The organism is Rothia sp. ZJ932 (assembly GCF_016924835.1).
Classification (GTDB): domain Bacteria; phylum Actinomycetota; class Actinomycetes; order Actinomycetales; family Micrococcaceae; genus Rothia.
The window spans coordinates 1,739,692-1,760,309 of the sequence record NZ_CP070480.1 but is presented as its reverse complement, the minus strand read 5'-3'; the positions used below and the strand labels follow the sequence as shown (position 1 = coordinate 1,760,309).

The window sequence follows — 20,618 nt, the reverse complement described above, 5'->3', positions numbered from 1 at the left end:
CATGGCAAAAGAACTCGCAATACACGAAACTAAGATTCCCGGCCTACTCATTATTGACCTGCCTGTTCACGGCGATAACCGCGGCTGGTTCAAAGAAAACTGGCAGCGCGAAAAGATGGTTGCTGCGGGTCTGCCCGACTTTGGCCCGGTGCAGAACAACATTTCTTTCAACGCAGCTGCTGGCACCACCCGCGGCATACACGCAGAGCCCTGGGACAAGTTCGTTTCTGTTGCCACCGGTAAAATCTTCGGCGCCTGGGTGGATCTGCGGGAGGGCGAATCTTTCGGCAAGACCGTCACCGTGGAACTCGGACCAGATACCGCAGTCTATGTACCCCGCGGTGTCGGTAATTCTTTCCAGACCCTCGAAGACAACACCGCCTACACCTATGTGGTTAATGACCACTGGTCAGCAGATGCCCAAGGCGAGTATTCCTTTTTGAACCTTGCAGATGAGACGATAGCCATTGACTGGCCCATTTCACTGGATCAAGCTGAACTCTCTGATAAGGACAAAAACCACCCTCACCTTACTGACGTCGTTGCGGTCAAGCCCGCACCGATTTTGGTCGTTGGGGCTGGAGGGCAACTCGGTAAAGAATTGGTACGCCAGCTTGAAGTAGCCGAAATACCCTTCGTCGCAACCACCCGCGAGACGCTGGATATCGCCGACCCGGCGTCCTGGCAAGGTACTTTCCACTGGCACTCCTTTAGCGCAATCATCAACGCCGCAGCCTACACAGCTGTCGATACCGCTGAAACCTCAGAAGGGCGTGTTGCCGCATGGGCAGCAAACGCTACCGGTGTCGCCGCGCTCACCGCCGTTGCCCGAGAAGCTAACATTCCGCTGGTGCACGTCTCAACCGACTACGTTTTTGACGGATCTTTACCACTGGGCGAAGAATACACAGCGGACGCACCGTTAGCTCCCTTGGGCGTATACGGCCAGTCGAAGGCGGCAGGTGAAGCAGCAGTAGCTGTTGCACCGCGTCACTACATCGTGCGTACCTCATGGGTGATAGGTGAAGGTAAGAATTTTGTTGAGATTATGAAGTCTCTTGCTGAGCGCGGAATCAACCCGTCAGTAGTAGCTGACCAGCACGGCCGCCCCACCTTCACCGAAGACCTTGCAGGAGCGATTTTGCACCTGCTCAAAACACAGGCAAACTACGGTACCTATCACGTCTCGAATACCGGCGATATCGTTACCTGGGCTGCGCTTGCACAGAAGGTTTTTGAACTGACTGGACACGATGCTACGCGAGTTTCTGAGACAACCACCGCCGAGTACTTTGCCAAGTCTGAGATTTTCGCGCCCCGCCCCACTAACTCAGCGATGAATCTGTCAAAGATTATCGCAGCAGGTTTCACGCCGCGCGATCACGGCATAGCACTGGAAAGCTACTTGGCGAAAAACCAATAAAATAACTCGTGCCCCGCTCCTTGACAGGCGGGGCACGATGTTTCTTTACTCATATATCTTGCAGACCGCCTGCCATCTCAGGCATACTTAACAAGTTGCCCACCACAATGGGCAGTAAGCCAAAGTAGCTGTGAACCAATTTTCCGAGTATGCGAGGAAACAAAAATTGGTTGACAGAAAACTGCTCAGGCAAGCCAAGGCAGTGGACTGTAACACTTCAATGAAAATTGCGGGCGAACGCAGGTCCGAAACTGACGGTGGCTGGCGAGCACACGCGTCCCTGAATCTTTTGGGTGCAGGACGCTGGTGCTTATGGTTAGAGACGCACTCTCTGGCGCCAGTACATCTCTTGGCGCAGTACGTTCATGCAACCAAAATATAGAAGGAGACACCCATGTCAGGTGCATACAAGCTTTCAGCAACCATTCGCGAAGAATTCGGTAAGGGCTACGCACGCCGTATTCGTATGGCAGGCGATATTCCCGCAGTAATCTACGGTCACGGCGAAGAACCCAAGCACGTTGTTCTGCCCGGTCATGAGACCACTCTTGCAGCACGTACCCCCAACGCTGTTTTCGATCTCGATATCGAAGGCGAGTCAGTATTGGCAATGGTTAAGGACATCCAGCGTCACGCTATCCGCCCCGAAATTCAGCACATGGATCTGCTGATCGTTAAGCGCGGCGAGCGTGTTGAGGTTGAAATCCCCGTACACGTTGAGGGTGAAGTAGCAGCAGGCGCTGTAGCTAACACCGAAATGACCGCTCTGCTGGTTGAAGCTGACGCTATCAAGCAGCCCGAGGTTATCGAAATCAACATCGAAGGCCGCGAAGTAGGTGAGCACATCACCGCTGCTGACGTTGTCATGCCCGAAGGCGTTACCCTGCTGACTGACGAGGAAGCAATTGTTGTTAACATTGCTGAGCCTGCAGTACTCGACGTACCCGAGCCCGGTGAAGAAGGCGACACCGACGCTGAAGGCAACCCTGTTGACGATGCAGATGCAGTAGATGGCGACATCGTGCCCGCTTCTGAAGAATCAGATCAGGCTGGTGAAGCTCACGACTCAGACAACAACAAGCAGTAATAACTTGTTGAGTTTACAGTAGGTAATTACTGTGTATAAGCCCGCATCCACCCACCGGTGGGTGCGGGCTTCTTTATATGGAATCTGCGTTTAGACTGGTGAACGTGAAGTTTTTAGACCTTTTAACAGGTAGAAAGAAAGCGACAGGTATGGCTGATACATGGCTCATTGTTGGTTTGGGTAATCCTGGCCCTGAATATGAGAAGACCCGCCACAATGTGGGGCAAATGGTCATTGATGAGCTGGCACGTGAGGTGGGTGGTAGCTTCAAACGGCACCGTTCCCGTGCCCAAGTAATCGAGGGTCGTCTAGGCATCGGCGGACCCAAAGTTATTTTGGCCAAACCGCTGACCTATATGAATACTTCTGGTGGCCCTGTTGCCGGGCTGGCGCAGTTCTATGGCATCGACCCGGACCACCTGATTGCTATTCACGATGAGATCGATATTCCCTTTGACACCGTTAAGCTGAAAATTGGTGGTGGTGAGGGCGGCCATAATGGTCTGCGTGATATTTCTAAGGCCCTGGGTACTAAGGATTACTACCGTGTTCGCACCGGCATCGGCCGCCCTCCCGGACGCATGGACACAGCCGATTTTGTGCTCAAGCCCTTCAGCTCCACCGAAGCGAAATCTTTGCCTCTCCTGATTTCTAACGCTGCGGATGCCACCCGCATGCTCATTGAAAAAGGATTGGTAGCGACCCAGCAACAGTTTCATTCAGCAGGGAACAAAAATGATGATTAATCAGAGCTCACCGACCATAAATGATACAATCTTGCGGGGTAAGAATTCTCTCAATTTTTTGAGATTTATCTTGGCTTCATTTGTAATCATTGGTCATGCTTATCCATTGACTAGTAATCTGGACTCTAAAATTGAGTTTATATCAGGAATGGCAGTTGACTTATTCTTTTGTGCCTCCGGATTTCTAATATTGGCTAGTGCTCAAAGAGGGGGGGCTTTATCTTACCTCTGGCGGAGATTCCTGAGGATATTTCCAGGATATTGGGTTTCTATGCTGATGATCCTCATTTTCTTTGTGCCAGTACACCTATTTTTCGTAGATGACGCAAGACTATCTGAGAGCTCAGCTGTTTCATATGTTCTCAATAATTTTGACTTGTATAAACTTCAATGGGGCATAGAAGGTACTTTGGGAGGCAACCCCAATGCTACTTGGAATGGTTCGGCGTGGACTCTATGGTATGAGTTTGTGGCGTACCTCTGTCTCATGCCAGTTGCCTTCATTCCTTTTGTAAAAAAGTATCAGAAAACTCTGATTACCGTCTTATTTCTAGGTAGTCTGTTCATGCGACCCGTACTTGAATTCATGCGACCCGTACTTGAACATGTTGATGCAACTACTATGAATATGTACTGGCAATTCGCACGCCTAGCCCCAATGTTCTTAGCGGGTAGCCTCTTTTATATTTGGGGAGATAAAATAAAAATTAATCAGCTGGCTGTTTGGGGCTGTGTGTTTATAACTTTTATCATTGCAGCATTTTATTTAAAAGGTTATCTCTACGGATTTGAAATTTTATATGTCTATGCCCTGCTTGGCTTAGCTTCTGTGATAAAAGTTTATTGGGGCTACAGAAATGATCTTTCCTACGGAGTTTACATCTACGCTTTCCCTGTTCAGCAAGTTCTTATTTCGTTTGGGTCGGAACAGTTGCATGTAGTAATAAACATGCTTCTGACTTTTATACTGACTCTTCCTTTTGCTTATCTTTCATGGCGATTTATAGAGAAACCGGCTTTGGGGCTTAAACGGTTGGTGCCCAGCAGATTTTAGGCTATTCAGAAGTAAATCAGCGTAACCTCACTACCACCTAGCCCGACTCAGGTTCTAAGCTGGTAGTCAGGACTGTGCGGTAGGTTTCGTGCCGGCAGCATCATGGGAATACAGAGAAGCGGAAGTGTATAGAATGAGTGAAAAGTACCAAGTAGCGGCGGCAACCCCGCTGAATAACGAGACAGTGGAGCGCATCCGTCAGGACTTTCCCATTCTGAACCAACAGGTCTTCGACCATCAGTTGGTCTACCTTGACTCTGGTGCTACCAGCCAAAACCCCCTGCAGGTACTCGACGCTGAACGTGACTACTACCTGGGCAAAAACTCTGCCGTACACCGTGGGGCACACAGCCTAGCAGTTGACGCGACGGACGCTTTCGAGGACGCGCGTGCAACAGTCGCCGGTTTCGTGGGGGCAGCTGAGAACAAACTGGTGTGGACCTCCAACGCTACCGAAGCGCTAAACCTTATCGCTTATTCTTTCGGCAATGCGTCCGCCGGCATTGGAGGAGAAACCGCACGCCAGTTTGCCCTAGAGGAGGGCGACGAAATCGTCACCACCGAGCTAGAGCACCACGCCAATATCATTCCCTGGCAGATTCTCGCCGCGCGTACCGGGGCAACTCTTAAACACATTCCTTTGCTAGAGAATGGCACCATCGACTACGATGCCGCTGAAAAAATCGTCACCGACCGCACTAAGATTCTTGCTTTCACCCACGTTTCAAACGTGCTGGGTTCGGTAACGAATGTTGATTTTATGGTAAAGCTGGCACAGAAACACGGGGCTTTCACCGTGCTCGATGCTTGCCAGTCGGTGCCCCATACACCGGTTAACTTCGAAACCTTGGGCGTAGATTTTGCAGCTTTCTCGGCCCACAAGATGCTCGCCCCGACCGGAATTGGTGCTCTCTACGGACGCAACGAACTGCTAGAAGCGATGCCTCCTTTTCTGACCGGCGGTTCTATGATCACCAAGGTGATCATGACTGAGGCACAGTGGATGCCTGCTCCCATCAAATTTGAAGCCGGTACCCAGCGTGTTTCTCAGGCTGTGGCGTGGGCTGAAGCCGTGCGCTACTTGGAGCACTTGGGCATGGAGAACGTCCACGCGTGGGAGACTACTCTGGGGCAGCGCTTAGCCGAGGGTATCAGCCAGATAGAAGGGGTGCGTTTGCTGGGACCGGCGGCGGGTGAGGAACGCACTGGTCTGGCGTCCATACACGTAGACGGGGTACACCCGCATGACGTCGGTCAGCTACTCGACACTCAGGGCATCGCTGTTCGCGTGGGGCACCACTGTGCTCAACCGTTGCACCGTGCCCTTGGCATCACCGCCTCAACCCGCGCGTCCACCTACATCTACAACACCACCGATGACATCGACCGTTTTCTCGATGCGTTGTCACAGGTACGCAGCTACTTTGGTCTGTAAAATCTCGTTACTCTTCTCAGCAGAAAAGAAAAACTATGTCACTTGATATGCTCTATCAGCAGATAATCCTCGACCATTCTAAACAGCGATCAGGGGAGGGTCTCACCGAAGCTCAGGGGCTGCCCAGCGCTGATAATCATCAGTACAACCCCACCTGCGGCGATGAAATCAACCTGCGGGTAACCCTCACCGAAGATTGCTTAAAAATCAAAGAAATCTCTTGGGAGGGGGACGGCTGCTCTATCTCTATGGCAGCTGCCTCAGTGCTCTCAGAGATGGCTCCGGGGCGAAGCCGTGAGGAGCTTCAAGACCTCATTGACCAGTTCAGAGATATGCTGCGTAGCCGCGGCACCATTGAGCCCAACGAAGAGGTGCTAGAGGACGCCGCCGCTTTTGCCGGAGTCTCAAAGTTCGTCGCGCGTGTTAAATGCGCCATGCTCGGGTGGGTAGCTGCTGAAGAAGCAAGCAAGGAGGCAGCTCGCTCCTAGCTGTGTAGAGACACCACTGGTTGGGCTGTGCACTTGAAAAAGTGCTGAATACCGCCAGCACTTATGAGCGCCAGTCACCGCAGACTAGCCTGCCCGTGGCGTACAGTAAAAAACAATACTTTTTCGATAGGCTCGGTAGCACTTGGGGAAGCCGCTACCGTAGCCTTAATATGTTTGACCGCGCTGCACACAGCGCACGCACTGGGGGAATTGATGAATATCGGTTACGCAGCAGGAGCTTTTGATCTTTTTCATGTGGGGCATCTCAATATTCTGCGAGAAGCTAAGAAACACTGCGACTATCTCATTGCCGGGGTAGTTTCTGATGAGATGCTTGAACTCACCAAAGGCCGTTTGCCGGTTGTTCCCCTTGCCGAGCGCATGGAAATCGTGAGCCACATCGACTTCGTGGATGAGGTACGCGCCGAAACGGTAGTTGATAAGTTAGAGACCTGGCAGGACGTCCGGTTCAACACCTTCTTCAAAGGCGATGACTGGAAAGGTACCCCTCGCGGACTTGATCTTGAGCAGCGCTTTGCTGAAGTGGGCGTGAACGTTGTGTACTTTCCGTACACCGCCCACACCTCATCAACGAAACTGCGAGCTGCGTTAGAGGCTCTCAACGCTCAATAGAGGTAAAATAAAATTGGATGTACGCAACTTATGAGGACCAAGTATATGAGAAAAAACCTTGTGTTAGTCGATGACAGAGTCGGCGCTGTCGGTGGTATTGACACTGCGCTGAGGATTCTGAGTGCTGGTTTTAAGGGCGCTGGATACAATGTTGAGTTCTTCAGTTTTTTCAAGGCTCCGGAGAACCCCTCATTTGAAATTGCACGTAAGGTTCCTTATATTTTTCGTGAACAAGTATACAACCTTCAGTATTCACATAAGATTCTATGGACTAGCTCTGCAAAATTAAAGAAAATAGTTAAGAAAGCTTGGCGTTTATACGCTGATCTGAGAATGCTTTTGTACATTCTTCCTCGTCGAAAAGGTCATATTTTCGTTTTCACGAATTTCGCCTCCGCAGAAGCTGCTGTGTCTTCCATCAAGCTTATCCGGCGTTTGGGCGGCGATTCTCTCTTTATCCATCAAATGCACATGGCGTTTGACTCTGAATATATTCAATCGCTGTTGCCTAGCGTCGAGAAAAGATTGTTGGATGTCTTCGATGAAATATTGATGCTCACCCGCCAAGATGCTGAGAGTGCTAGCAAGTATTTTGGTCAAGAGATAGGGTTTATAGAAAACCCAATATTACAATCTGAAAATGTGCAGTCGATTGTGGCAGAAAAGAGAGGGGCCACAATTTCATGTATTACCAGATTCACCTACCAAAAAAGGCTTGAACTGGCTATTAGCGCTTTTGATGCTATCGCTCATGACTTTCCGCAATGGACTCTCAATATCTACGGTGAGGGTGCCGACCGAGATAAGCTGGCAACTCTCATCGAAAGCAGCAAAAACAAACATCAGATTCTACTGAACGGTCCCGTCGACTCGAAGACAGCAATGCAGATATGGGAAAAAACTGATCTGAACCTTATGTCATCTCGGTTCGAAGGGCTGCCGATGACCATTCTAGAAGCGGCATCATGTGCCACACCCACTGTAGCGACCCCGTGCTCACCAGGTCTCAACCAGTTTGTCGAAGGAGCAGGTTTTCTGGCAGATAACGATACACAGGTAGCTCTCGAAGAAGCACTTAAACAAGCTATGACCTCTCCTGAGCTTCGAGAAGCCAAGGCTCGCCAAGGACTCAGCAAAATAGCGGAGAATTCGGTTGAAAAGATCGTTGAAAAATGGGAGAAAATTTTTCACACAATTTCTGTAGAGAGAAACCGCTAAAGGCCAGACAAAGAGCATCAAGAGTGCATCTTGTTGACTGAAAAAAGAAGAGGACGCTTAGCACCTATTGGTGAGCATCCTCTTCTTGTCTCTCCACAAGTTTAGCCTCGGAGATGTAAGTATTTTATTGTGCCTAGCCCTGGCTAGCAATCCACTCTTCGAGGGAGCGTGCAACCTTGGTCAGCGCTTTACCCGCGAAAGGCTCAGCTGCTTTAGCGATTTTGCCACCCACAAAGGGGATTGATGAGTTGACCTCACCGCTCACAGCAACATCGGTCTTATCACCATCAGCGGTGAGCTTCTGGGTAGCGGTTGCGCTAATGGGCACACCGCCAGCCTTGATGTCGCTGGTAACAGTGCGTGAACCATCAGCAGCAGGAGCTGACACCGCGTCAGTCTGAGTTAGCGAGAGACCCTTAGACACAAACTTCTTTGCCATATCGGGAACACGATCAGCCGGCACACCACGTTGCGCAGTAGCGGTGTAAGCACCTGCGGTGTCTCCATCAACGGAGAACGAATCAAGAGAAATTCCCAAACGGTCCGACACAAAACGCGCGAAATCCTCGCTTGCAAAAGCGGCGACGACCTTCTCCAAGGGCGCGTTCACAACAACGTTCTCTGAAATAGCCACGAGAGTTCCTTTCAACAGGCTAAAAGACTTTCACCCCATACTAACCAAACCTGCCAGCAGGTACAGAGCAAACACGCGTCCATCACCCCACAGCGTACAAGAAAACCCCGCCAGCAACCGGTGAGACCAATAACCAGTGGGGCCTATACCCTCTACTTCTTCATCTTCTGGGCGACAAAACCCACCACAACGTGCGCGAACCTGCGGGCAAAACGGGCAGGCTCTTGTGACCGGTCGATCACCACCATCTCGTCAAGAGCCCGCGTCAGGTTATCGGACGCAACATCCCGCTGCGGCAAGCGAACCTCACCCTGCACCAACTTCGGATCTTCAAGTGCCTGATCCAAAATCTTTTCAAGAGCCTCAGCGCTTTCAACTAGATGAGCCTCACCGTACTCATCCATCATCTTTGAGAACTCAATCTGATGATTATCAACCACCTCATCAAGCTCAGCCACTCGTGGAACAGCCACAGGAATAGCGCCCACCTCTCGCGCGTCCAAAATAGAACCGGGGCCGCCCTGAACCACAACCACCTTAGCCTTGGCATAGAACTTCAACAGCTCAGCGCGTGGCATACGCTCTACACCCTCAGCTACACGTGGGGGAGCAGTAAATCCGTGCTGAAACAGGCAAGTGAGCTCCGGATGCTTCTTCAAATAGGCATCAACCCACCCCACCAGACGATCAAAATGGTGATAATCAGTACCCACCGACACCACAAGGTCATAGGTCCGAACGCCATCGTCCGCTAACTGATCAGACATAAATACAACTTCCTTATATAGCAGGTGACCCTAGAGAACCGCACCGATATTGACCGACTCGGGAAAAGCCTTCTGCTGCTCATCCCACTGCACCACAAACAAATCAGTCATCGGGTAGCACATCCGGGCGCTAAGAGTGGGCATCGTAATACGGTCGTAGGGCTCCATAAACACAGTCTTCATGCCGAGCAACTTTCCCACGATGAAAAAAGGAACAGCAACAGCGGCACCAGACGAAATGATGGTATCCGGGCGTTCCCTGCGCAAGACCTTCCACGCAACCCCCAGATTACGAATCGCGTTGGGAATATTGCGCGTGGTCGGAAAATACGCCCAGTCCACCTTCTCACCGCTCAGCGCAGCCTCAACCTCAGGAAGCCGAAAAGTTACCCATGAACGCTCATGCTGCTTCCAAAACTTATCAAGTGCAATAAGCTGCGCCAAATGCCCCCCAGCACTGGCTACCAATATAATTTTCATATCCCCTGATCCCCTGAAATAAAACCTGTCGATGAGAATGCCCGTTAGGTCAAGAACACCGGCACAATAATGGTGCCCTCTTCAAAATCAGCCGCTTCGAAAAGATCGCGCAAAGCCTTATAACTTGATTCAGCGCTCGCAATAATGAAAATAACGCCTGTGCCTTCAGCCGCCAGCATAAGTTTGGAAAGCTCAGTCTTCGCCGAAGTCTCAACAACCAGCGGTGCTTTAGCGGCAATAACGCGCTTGACCGATGACCCTGATTCGATAGCTTCGAAGGCGGACGCGGTGGCAAAGTTGACGCTCTTAGCGGGCAACACCTGCTTGAGCTGTTCATACACGATGCTGGAAAGACGTGGCTCGTTGGAGTGAATCGTAATACCGTTGATTCCACCTGCCGCTAAATCACCCTCGGGAGCACCGATACGACGCAGAGTACGGCGGATGCCTTCTGCCTGATTTGCCGAGGAAACCAGCGACACCGGACGGTTTGCTATTTCCTCAAAACGGTCAGGGTAAGAAACCTTGGGGTCACGGCGGTCAGCGAAAAAAGCCGCGAAAGCACCGATGAGGCTGCCCGCCACCAAACCAATGAGCAAGTAGATAGGCGTACCGTGAGTCTCAGCCACGGTGGGTGCCGCTGCCGGTGAAATAATACGTCCGGGGTAGACCGAGGTAATTGCAATCTGCGCTTGGCGTTCTTCAAGGGCAGTTTTCGCCGCCTGAGACGAGGTGGCATCAATCTGTGACTCGATGGTTGCCTGGTAACCCTCAACGAGTTTTTCGATATTTTCTGAGCGCTGATCAAGGTAGCTTTGTGCTACTGCGTTCGCCAAATCAGCTGCACGCTGTGCGCTCGCATCGGTCACATAGATGTCCATAATTGCTGTTTGGGAGTGACCGGATACCTGCAAGTTAGCGCGCAAATCGCTGGGCAAAGAGGCGTTACCAGCGTCCACCCGCTCAGCTGCTTCTTGGGTGACAATCTTTGAGCCAGCAATGGATGACTCAGTATCGATATCAACGCGCTGACCCACCGTTGCGGTGTTATTGGGGTCAGCAGGCAACTGGTGTACCACTAGGGTGGTTTTTGCCTCGTAGCTGGGTTTGACGAACAAACCGAGTGCAGCAGCTAGGAGCATGCACGCGATAATCGCAGCCAAGAAGATCGGCAGGCGGCGCTTCACCTTGCGAAACTGCTCCATGAGTGAGAGCGGCTTGACCGCAAACTCCTCATTAGCGCGTTGAAGATTAGCCGCTCGTAGGCGGGTTGAGTAGGTGGGTTCTGGCTTCGCCATTACTAACCACTCTCCTGAGTCTTGTGTACGTTCATCGTGTGATCTATTTTCTAATGTTTTTTGCGAGAGGTAAGGAAGGAAGCGATACCCAACTTTTTTCTCATTTTAAGTACCAGCAGACCGTAGAGTCCTAGTACAACAACCAGGTGAACCAAAAGCCCCGTGACGTGCTGCCCTACCAATAGGCTCACTAAGCCCGCTCCGCCGCCCACTACCGTAAGGGACAATATGACGGCTGGTGCTAGTTCAGCTACGCTGGCACGGATTCCCACGTGTTTGAAGACCTGGTAGGCAGCGAGTGACGTATCTGTGAGTACAGCCGCTGCCCATGCGGTCGCCGCACCGGCAAGCCCCCAGGCAGGAATCAGCAGTAGATTCAGCACCAGAGCTACAGCAAGAGAAGAGAGCTTGTTATAGAGCTGCCAGCGGGATTTACCGCTCATGAGCAATACCGACTGAACACCGCCAGCTGCTGCTGCTAGCATCATGGCGCTACAGATAATCCAAAAAATGGGGGCAGCTTCTGTGAACTCACTACCGAAAAAACTGAGAAGCGCCGGACCGAAGAACATCATGGTGAGGTAGAAAGGCCAGGCAATAGCCACCAGTACGCGGGTGGTGTTCACAAAAATGGTGCGGGCACGGTCGGTGGCTCCTGTGGCGAGGGAGGCGCTGATCGCCGGGCCGGTCACCATGCGGGCGGTGTGTTCCACCATCGCCCCCACGCGCACGTAGCGGTTAACAGCACCGTAAATACCACCGGCGGCAACGCCCATAAAGACAGTAATGAGCATAACGTCAATCCATTCAAGAATGGATTCAACGATGGTCGCTACCCCTCGCGCCGAGCTAAAACCCCAGAAGGTTTTCGCGGTTTCGGCAACAATAGCGTCCGCCTGCACGGTATCGGCGGTACGCGGTAGATAACGGAAGACCAAGTAACCGGCAACAGCTAGCACCAATAGAACCGGTAACGACCAGGCAAGAGCCAAGTACACAAAACCTGCGCCAAGGGCTACCACAGCAACAACAGCGAGCAGACGCAGCGAGGGGAGCAGAACGTTCTGCAAGACGGTGAAGGTAACCACCTGCTGAAGCCCGCGTAGCGCCCCGAAGCACAGGGTCATCAAGGCTGAAGCAACGATAAAAGGTGCGGACACGTACAGCACCGCCCGGTAGACCTGCGGCATATCAGGAGTCAGCGCTGGCAGAGCATAAATCAGAGAGCTGCTGGCAATAATGAAGGCAAACAACACAGCAGGAATTACCGCAAACTTAAGCAAGGAACGAACGGCTGAACCGCGTCCCACTGCTACCTGGGCAGAAATAATGCGTACCAAGCCAGTATCAGCGCCGAATACCGCTAGAGAAGTGCCCACGGTCAAAAGCGCCATAATCTGAAAGAAAGTACCTGAACCCTGGGCACCAAAGCCGTTAGATACGACTAACTGCGCCGCAAACGCAGCAACCGCACCGTACATCACGCACAGCGATGCCAGCGCACCGCTTTTCGCAAGAGATTTTGCCATGACTTACAGCCCCTCACCGTAGATTTTGGAGCGCATCATGAGCGAGATGCACAGCATCAATGTAGAAAGCTGCATGATATCCAAGCTGTAGAAAGCAAAGACACTCAAGGTGACAATCGGTAGCGAGTGAACCCACATACCTGCACTCGACTGCACACGCCAGGTGCTGGCAATCGAAAAACCAATGAAGAGCAAGAAAATGCCCAGACCGACCAGACCAAAACAGAACATTAGCGCCCACATATAGCCTTGGGTGCCCATCGAAACGCCAATCTCATAGTTCATCTTCGAGGTGCCGTAACCAATAAAAGGCGATTTGAGGGTCGCTTCCCAGGTTGCCTCGTAGAGTGCTAAGCGTCCGCCCGTTGAATCAGAATATTCCTGACGGCCCAGAATTTGCGTGGCTGCACCCGATAGCCACATGTACAGGGCGGCACCACCAAAGATGAGAATGCCCGAGATAGCTCCTACCCAGCGTCCTTTAAGCGCCTGCCGGAAAATTACGTAGCTGGCAGAGACTCCCAGCCCGATGAACATCGCGCGGTTTGAGGTGGCAATAGCGGGAACCACGGACGCGCACAGCAAGACAGTGAGCACCGCACGGATTCGCCAAGATAGCACGGCAGCGTAGATCGCCATGACCACGGGTGTCAGGAAAGTGTATGCCAAACCCCAGCTATTAGCGTAGGGGAAAGGTGCCGACGGGCGAATATAAGGCTTAGGCGCGCCCCAGGGCATCTGCACCTCAGCCATGGGCGGCATAACGTAGTCGCGCACCAGTTCATTGCGGGTCAGGCTATCGGGCAGAACGTAAGACATCGGGGTGATTAGCCTGGCTTCGGGAAAGAAAATACCCATATAGCCCATGACAACCACCGTCAGCCAGACCACGAAGAGACCTCCCAGCATCGACTGGTTTGAAATTTTCTCTCTCGCGTTCAAAAAGTAGAGAGAGTACACCCCAACATTGAAGATATTGATAAAACGCAGAGCCCACCCCAAAAACTGGCTGGGGCTGTCGAGGGCGACTACACACAGTAGACACCAGGCAATGAGCGCCATCCACAGCCACTGCGGACCAAAGGTAATAATGGAGCGCCGCAGATACATGTACATGAGCATGACCGCAGCCAAAAGGGTGGGTGCAAACTGCATCAGACCCATCGCCCAAATCACCGGAAAGGCATAGAGCAAAACCCACAAAGGCCACGCCGGTAGGGGCGCTAACCGGTAGTTAGCGACCTCATCAGCCAGCCTGGCTTTGCGCAGTTGCGATCGGGAGATAAATACTGTCTGGGGCATAAGAACCTATAAGGGCGGGGCTAAAGACCTCGCCCCGTCTTCTCAACGGCTTTGAGTAAGATATCAGGACTAATGAGACCCCACGCCACGGGCAGGGCAGCCCAAGCACGCAGCTGTAGGGGGTTTCTGCGCAGGGTCGATTGCGCGTACGCCAGCGCCTGGGAACGATTGCCCAGAGCCGCGTGTACGAAAGCAACTTGCCCGGCAATACGTGCAGTACCCTTGGGGGTGCGCTCAAATTCGGGGAATTTTTGTAGAAGGTAGGTGAGACCAGCGGCAATGTTCTGCCACTTACCAGCAAAAAAAGAAGGGCGATCCCACAGCACCAGTACAAGGGGCTCCTGAACCGAATAGACCTCACCGTGGCGGGTCGCACGCAGGAGCAAATCGTAGTCCTCACCGTAGGACGCCGGCAGCAGCTCGTCTACCGCACCAATGCGTCCGCCCTCTACAAGATCTGCGCGGCGATACAGCATTGCCGAGGGGTGGATTTCGGTAATACGAGATACCAAAAAATCATCGAATGAGGCGGTTTCAGGTGCCAGACGCACAATATCTTTACCACCGGAACGCACAGTAATACCTGAAGAGACAGCAACTGCATCAGGACGCTGCTGCCACAGCTCAACCTGGCACGAAACTTTGGAGGTAAACCAGAAATCATCGTCATCGCAGAAACCCACCAGCTCGCCGGTAGCGGTTTCGATACCGGTGTTGCGTCCGCCTGCCAGACCAGAGACATGGGTATTCTGCACTGTCAGTAGAGAACGGTTGACGGGCACCTCAAGATCACTCAGCGAATCAATCTCGACGTAATCATAGGAGACAACAACCTCAAGGTGACCGGGGTAGTCCTGATTAAAGATTGAGGTGACCGCTGTACGTAGCAGTTCTGGGCGGCTACCAATGGTTGCGATAACAGCTGAAACGCGAGGGTAAGACATCTTAGGCACCTGAGGATGAAAGAGAAATGTACTTGCGGCGCATTGACACCAGCACGGTGAGCAAATTACCGGCAAAAAGCACACCATAGACCACGATAAAACCCAAGCCGAAACCCCAAAAAACAAAAATCCAGCAGAGAGTACCGGCATCCATATGCAGGTTCACAAAAGAACGCAACGGTCCGCCGGTGGGCGGGGCAGCGGTTTTGCGGTTGTTGCGCAACTGCTCAGCAAGAATCTGGCTCATAAAATGACCAACAGTGACCACCGTGAACGCCATCGGCAACCACCATAGCTGCCAGCCGGTGAAAGCCCAGTGCTCGCTGTAACGGACAAAACCAACGAGGACAGCTAAGTGAACTGAGGGCACACGAACCGAATCAACCACGTGATCCAACCACTCACCAGCGGGAGAAGAAGCGCCAGTCACGCGTGCAACCTGCCCGTCAGCAGAATCAAGGGCGTAGCCCAATGCAAAAAGTAAAGCAACCAGAAAACCGGTTACAACCGTGGGCGCAGCAAACAGCAGAACCAAGAGACCAAGAGCAGAGAACCCCGCGCTAATAGCGGTCACACCGTTGGGGGTAATACCAAACTTCACCGCGGCTGCCGCAAAAACACGGGCAACATGACGGTTCACCCAGCGGGTGTAGGCAGGCACTCCAATACCCGGCTTCTGCGCGCTATTGAGCGCCGCCAGCGTATCTTTAAAACCCCGTGGACGCACTGAACGTGCAGAGTTCATACTTTCCCCCTGTTGAATCCCCAAAAATCATGCCTGTAGAGCACCGGTGCGGTTGATTCTTCCCCAAGAAATCACTGCGCTCAGTACTGATCTATCTCAAGCGTGTCTATATATTCTAGGTTGTACATACCTCCGTAACGAAATAAAACACGTTTTATGCCCGCCACATCGAAGGTGCCTCTATACCCTGAGCTTTGTGAGGGGGCGATAGGTGTGTGCAGAGGTTTTATACCTCAGAACGTAGAGGTTATGTGCCCGGAGTGTTCCAGGAGTCTGCGGGAGCCTGGGCGCCCTGACCGTTATCATTTTCAACCCAGTCCTCGCGTCCGATCATGATTCAGCCGCCCTTGGTCTCCTAGTCACAGTAGAACTGATCGGGTGCGTTTATCTAAAGGGATGAAGAGCCAGTAGACATCGCTTTCAGCCTTGGGGTCGTTCTGCTTAAGCTCAAAAACATGAGGCAGCAGCGGCTATCATAGCCCCAAGGTCGCGAGAACAGCGCTGACGCGAAGTGAAAATGGTTTCTTCATGCTCAAGACCTTTCTTTATATACGTGGACTTTATAAAAAATAGTAATGGCGTTTTCCCGCTAAACCTGTGACCTACGCACCCTGTAGTGTACCCCGTGCACTGGGGTTGCCTTATCCTCAGACACAAACTATAAAACAGGTGCCCCCACCCTCAATACTGTGTGGGGGCACCATCCAGAGAGACTGGAACCTATCTCAAAGCTTTAGCGCCACGATGCAGTGAGCTCCATCGTGTGGTTAGCGGTGCTGCGACGGCGCGCGTGCGAATCGACCGCAATCACATTCTTACCCTGTTTCAGCAGGTGGCTGGGAACCTCAATAACTACCGGGTTGTCGATAGCGAACTGAGTATCCACAGCGAAATCTGCAGGAGTCAGGGGGTAATGCTGGGCAGGTAGGTTCTGGCGTCCTACCTCAACACCGTTGACATACACGGCGACGCCGTCATCTGCGCGGGTGTGAAGAACGAGTTTCTTACCCGCGGGAACGGTAGTAGGCAGGTTGAACTCGTGACGAGCCTGGATTGAAATCGGCATGCCGTAGCGGCCTCGCTCAAGAGTGGTTGCTACACCGGGACCCCAACCAAGGGGCGCAGTGCCGGTCTTCCAACCGGTCACTGAGGTGTTGATGGTGTACCAGTTCTTGCGCTGCCACTCGTTGATGTCGGTGATGTACTGCCACTGAGCGCCGGCTGCAATCAGTTTGCCCTTGAACGCAGGGTTCACGGCGGGTGCATCAGGAGCAACAGGTGCTGCGGGAGCCTCGGGCTTAGCCTCGTCCTCTACAGGTGCTTCGGGCTCAGCCGGCGCTACAGGCTCTACGTCAGGTTGAGCATCCTCTTCGGGCTTTTCTGCGGGGGCAGCGGGAGCCTCGGGCTGCTCTTCAACGGCGGGAGCCTCGGGCTTAGCCTCGTCCTCTACAGGTGCCTCAGGCTTTTCTTCGGGAACCACAGGAGTTTCGGGCTGCTCCTCGATAGGAGCTACAGGCTCTACAACGGGAGCTTCCTCAGCCTTACCTACTGCAACAGCTGCAGTAGATGCTGAGTAGTTACCAGCCTGATCTACCGAACGCACAAAGTAGCGTGCATTATCAAGATGAGCTACCTCGAATGAAGTAGCTGTGCTGGTACCAATGACGCGATCGTTACGCAGAATCTGGTAGGTGAGACCGTTGCCAGCCGAGTTCCAAGTGAGCTTGTCATAGCCGCCCTCGGTAGTAACCGCGAGGTTGGCAGGAATAGCCGCGGGAGTAACATCACGCGGGGTGAAACGAGCAAAACCTACGGTCGGCTGGGCACCGTTAGCGCCCAACGAGCGGTTGATGTCGCCACCAACCCACAGGTTACCGTTGGAATCGAAGAACTGCGACCAGACACCGAAGCCTGACTTGCCTTGTAGCAGGGGAGCGAAATCGGGAAGCACTTCGCCGGTGACAGCGTCAAAGGCGGTGGTCAAACGAATGGTATGAACGTTGTTGTTTTCTTCCCAGGGGGCACGGTATGAGCGTCCACCCTCGTAAATCCAGTCGCCACAGTGGCAAGCACCGTAGATGACGCCGTCTTTGTAGGTTACTTCCTGGAAGTCGCCGCCGCTCTTGGTAATGGATGAGCTCAGACGCTTGTAGGAGCCCTTCTGGTACTGGGCAATTAGGTGCTCGGCGCCTGCGGCCCATACGTGTGCGCCGGTGTCCTGAACGTCAAACTGGAATCCCTGACGAGTGTTGGCGGTGGTGCCGTTGGACAGCTCCCAGTCCCAACGAGTGAGGTTCTTGCCGTTGGTGGTGTTTAGCGCCGCGAGCTTCCAAGCCCATGCACTGTGGTTGGTTGAGAAGTAACCTGCAACGTGAACACTCTGACCATCTTCAGCGGCTGAAATGCCGTTGACGGTGCCATTGAAGTTGGGACGCCAGCTCCAGTCGACGCTGCCGTTGGTGAGGTCGAAGCGGGCGGCGTTGCGCGAGAAGGCGTAGGTGCCTGAAGTATCACCCTTAACGTGGGTGAAGGTGCCACCGACGTAGAGGTAATTTCCTTGTACTTCAAGGGTCTTCACCTGAGTCACACCGGATGCGCCGCGGTTGGCGATATCCCAGTCCCAGGTAGTATCAATCTGCCCGGTTGCGGGATCAAAAATAACGAAGTTGGTGACGGGGGTGCCATTAGCGCGAGTGAAATCGCCGCCAACAGCGAGCTTGCCACCGGGCAGAGCAGCCATGGTCTTGACCTGGCCGTTGAGCTTGGGCATGAAGGTGCGCACCAGCTCGGTGGAGTTCACATCGAAACCAGCGATGTAGGACTGGTTGACGGTCTCACCGTTTTTTGATTCGAGGTGCTTGAAGTCACCACCAATGAAGACGGTGTTGCCTACCTGGGTGATTGCCTGAACATAGGAGTTCATCTCACCGGTAGCACCGCTGCCGGTTGCATCTGAGGTGCGCCAGTTCCACGCGGAGGTGAAGCTGTTGGGCAGTGCGCGCCTCTGGGACTCGGGGGTGCCGGCATCAGCAATAGTTGTAAAGTTCAGGTTCTTCTGGGTGAGCTTCGGGCGCAGGTAGACCTGGGTGAAGCCCAAAGGAGAGTGCTGGTTATTACCCTTGGACCAGTGGTAGGTTTCAGCATTGTTGTTGCCGCGCACCAGGTTGCCGAAAGCGAAGCCTAGCTTCCAGTTGGTTTCGCTACCTGCTGTGAACTCTAGACGCTTGTAACGGGGGTCGAAGTTGGCGAGGCTGCCGTAGGACATTCCGAACCGGCCGCTTGCTGAAAGAAAGTTTGAGGGGGCGTTAAAGCGGATATCCTGCCATTGAGCTTTAGCCCGCAGAGCCCAGCTCCAGTCTTCCTGGGAGGCACGCTTAGCGTAAACGTTCTGAACCCCGGTGCCGTTGGGGTTGAGAGGGCGCGCGAAACGTACACCGTCTGCCAGCTGGTTAACGGGCTGGTCGCCGAGCAGGGCGTCCACGGTTTCTGAGGGAAGCTGAATGGGAGCGAAAGCATCAGTACCGTCGGGGTTATTTGCCATGTCGGCGGGCTTGCCCTTGCCGGTGTATTCCTCTGTCCAGCCTTCGCGTCCTCGGCCAATCATGACCCAGCCGCCGCCATCAGTTTCCTGATCGCAGTAGAACTGCTCAGGTGCGTCCATCTGCGGGGTAAAGAGCCAGTAAGCGCCTGAGGACGCTTCTGGGTTCTTCTGCTTGATTTCCCAGCAGGACGCGGCAGCGGTAGCGCTGCTTGAACCGTCGGTTGCCGCTTCGGCGTTGTCAGCGGTAGCCAAAGGTAGCAAAGTTGCTACGCTCACTACCGCTACAGCGCCCGCCGCAATTTTAAAAGGGTTACGGAATTTCATGGTGAAAGATAGCTTTCAGTACGGTGGGTGCAGGTACCGCTAGAGAACAAGACGCAGGTGACCTGAGAAAACCCAAAAGAGAAATATAAAAGGTGATATGAAGCTAAAAGTTCCTAGTGCTGCTTCTGTGATTTGAAGCTGACCAGGGGCTTTAGCAGTCGGGGTTATTGGGGAACTCGTGGCTGGAAATTTTCCAGGTTCCGTCAACTTCGGTGAGAGTAAAGATATTCAGCGAGCGTTTTGAGGCGCCTGAATCGTTGAGAACATTGCCCGCGCTGTCTTTGACAACAACATCGGAGGAATCGAGACAGACCTCAAGCAATTTAGCGGGTTCGCCGTTGTACTCACCGTCTGTAAGTTTGGGTTCGCCCACAATGGTTGAGTTGCCTTTTTGTTCCCAACCGTTGAGTCCGTACTCCAGAGCCTGAGCGAGAAACTCATCGGCGGCGCTACCGGTAGCAATCTGGTGTACCCGGTCTTGGGAGGTGGCGCTGAGCTCTGCAAACCTGTCTTTATTCTCGGGTGCAGATTCTGCGGAGCCTCCATCGTTTTCTTCGGCTTGGGGCTGCGCCATTTCTAGCTCAGCGAGAGTTTGCTCAAAGGAATTGTAGAGCTCTTCTGTCTTAACAACTTCTTCGGCGTTAGCTTTAACCTGCGGTGCAGACTCTAGTTTTTCTGCAACCTTGCTGTTAGCAACAGGTGCTTCTGAAGGTGTTTCAACGGTTGACTGCGGACTGACAGAAGCGTCCGCACCAGTATCATTTTGACCGCCGGAACAGCCCGCAAGAGCGAGCACGGCTATAACCCCTAGCGAGGCTATTCTTGACACAGTTGCAGCGCGCGAAGGTTGCAAAAACCTAGCACTGCCCAGCATATGCTGTGACATAAACTATTTCCCCTAATAATTATTGTTTCACCACAGATTATTTGAAGCTGACACCGACACCTGATGTGTGAAAACCAGGCGGTG

At 52.9% G+C, this 20,618-nt stretch carries 18 protein-coding genes; 8 read left to right on the top strand and 10 right to left on the bottom strand.

Features of this window, described 5'->3' with window-relative positions; translation table 11 throughout:
* Position 1: 1 nt before the first annotated feature.
* From rfbD to JR346_RS07980, 8 genes are all read left to right on the top strand, one after another.
* On the top strand, positions 2–1,423 hold the full coding sequence (rfbD, locus tag JR346_RS08015; protein ID WP_205482179.1) for a dTDP-4-dehydrorhamnose reductase: 1,422 nt from the start codon (positions 2–4) through the stop codon (positions 1,421–1,423).
* Between the two features lie 394 nt (positions 1,424–1,817).
* A complete protein-coding gene (locus JR346_RS08010) occupies positions 1,818–2,510 on the top strand; it encodes a 50S ribosomal protein L25/general stress protein Ctc (RefSeq protein ID WP_204877375.1) in 693 nt (230 codons plus the stop codon).
* A 149-nt stretch (positions 2,511–2,659) separates the two neighbouring features.
* Positions 2,660–3,256, top strand: coding sequence for an aminoacyl-tRNA hydrolase (gene pth, locus JR346_RS08005; RefSeq protein WP_205482178.1), 597 nt, complete (start codon positions 2,660–2,662; stop codon positions 3,254–3,256).
* Positions 3,246–4,310, top strand: coding sequence for an acyltransferase (locus tag JR346_RS08000; RefSeq protein ID WP_205482177.1), 1,065 nt, complete (start codon positions 3,246–3,248; stop codon positions 4,308–4,310). Before pth ends, JR346_RS08000 begins: the two co-directional genes overlap by 11 nt.
* A 133-nt stretch (positions 4,311–4,443) precedes the next feature.
* On the top strand, positions 4,444–5,745 hold the full coding sequence (locus tag JR346_RS07995; protein ID WP_205482176.1) for a SufS family cysteine desulfurase: 1,302 nt from the start codon (positions 4,444–4,446) through the stop codon (positions 5,743–5,745).
* A 35-nt stretch (positions 5,746–5,780) separates the two neighbouring features.
* Complete coding sequence (gene sufU, locus JR346_RS07990) at positions 5,781–6,233, top strand: Fe-S cluster assembly sulfur transfer protein SufU (RefSeq protein WP_205482175.1); 453 nt, start codon at positions 5,781–5,783, stop codon at positions 6,231–6,233.
* Positions 6,234–6,446: 213 nt separating this feature from the next.
* Positions 6,447–6,866 (top strand): adenylyltransferase/cytidyltransferase family protein, encoded by a 420-nt coding sequence (locus JR346_RS07985; RefSeq protein ID WP_205482174.1) that lies wholly within the window; start codon positions 6,447–6,449, stop codon positions 6,864–6,866.
* A 60-nt stretch (positions 6,867–6,926) separates the two neighbouring features.
* Positions 6,927–8,084 carry a glycosyltransferase gene (locus JR346_RS07980; protein WP_205482173.1) on the top strand — a complete coding sequence of 386 codons (1,158 nt, stop codon included), beginning with the start codon at positions 6,927–6,929 and terminating at the stop codon, positions 8,082–8,084.
* 133 nt (positions 8,085–8,217) lie between these two features.
* Here the strand turns inward: JR346_RS07980 and JR346_RS07975 are convergent, their stop codons facing one another.
* The 10 genes from JR346_RS07975 to JR346_RS07930 form a co-directional block, all read right to left on the bottom strand.
* Positions 8,218–8,718, bottom strand: coding sequence for a DUF2505 domain-containing protein (locus JR346_RS07975; RefSeq protein ID WP_205482172.1), 501 nt, complete (start codon positions 8,716–8,718; stop codon positions 8,218–8,220).
* A 152-nt stretch (positions 8,719–8,870) separates the two neighbouring features.
* Complete coding sequence (locus tag JR346_RS07970; protein WP_205482171.1) at positions 8,871–9,485, bottom strand: glycosyltransferase; 615 nt, start codon at positions 9,483–9,485, stop codon at positions 8,871–8,873.
* 30 nt (positions 9,486–9,515) lie between these two features.
* Entirely contained in the window at positions 9,516–9,965 is a 450-nt protein-coding gene (locus tag JR346_RS07965) for a UDP-N-acetylglucosamine--LPS N-acetylglucosamine transferase (RefSeq protein ID WP_204877367.1), read from the bottom strand.
* Between the two features lie 44 nt (positions 9,966–10,009).
* Complete coding sequence (locus JR346_RS07960; RefSeq protein WP_205482170.1) at positions 10,010–11,263, bottom strand: YveK family protein; 1,254 nt, start codon at positions 11,261–11,263, stop codon at positions 10,010–10,012.
* Positions 11,264–11,313: 50 nt separating this feature from the next.
* Positions 11,314–12,792, bottom strand: coding sequence for a lipopolysaccharide biosynthesis protein (locus tag JR346_RS07955; protein ID WP_205482169.1), 1,479 nt, complete (start codon positions 12,790–12,792; stop codon positions 11,314–11,316).
* Positions 12,793–12,795: 3 nt separating this feature from the next.
* Complete coding sequence (locus JR346_RS07950; RefSeq protein WP_205482168.1) at positions 12,796–14,094, bottom strand: O-antigen ligase; 1,299 nt, start codon at positions 14,092–14,094, stop codon at positions 12,796–12,798.
* A gap of 20 nt (positions 14,095–14,114) precedes the next feature.
* Complete coding sequence (locus JR346_RS07945; protein ID WP_205482167.1) at positions 14,115–15,038, bottom strand: glycosyltransferase; 924 nt, start codon at positions 15,036–15,038, stop codon at positions 14,115–14,117.
* A gap of 1 nt (position 15,039) precedes the next feature.
* Positions 15,040–15,783 carry a CDP-alcohol phosphatidyltransferase family protein gene (locus JR346_RS07940; protein ID WP_205482166.1) on the bottom strand — a complete coding sequence of 248 codons (744 nt, stop codon included), beginning with the start codon at positions 15,781–15,783 and terminating at the stop codon, positions 15,040–15,042.
* 733 nt (positions 15,784–16,516) lie between these two features.
* Positions 16,517–19,648 (bottom strand): fibrinogen-like YCDxxxxGGGW domain-containing protein, encoded by a 3,132-nt coding sequence (locus tag JR346_RS07935; protein ID WP_205482165.1) that lies wholly within the window; start codon positions 19,646–19,648, stop codon positions 16,517–16,519.
* Between the two features lie 151 nt (positions 19,649–19,799).
* Complete coding sequence (locus tag JR346_RS07930; RefSeq protein WP_204877360.1) at positions 19,800–20,444, bottom strand: hypothetical protein; 645 nt, start codon at positions 20,442–20,444, stop codon at positions 19,800–19,802.
* Between the last annotated feature and the right edge of the window lie 174 nt (positions 20,445–20,618).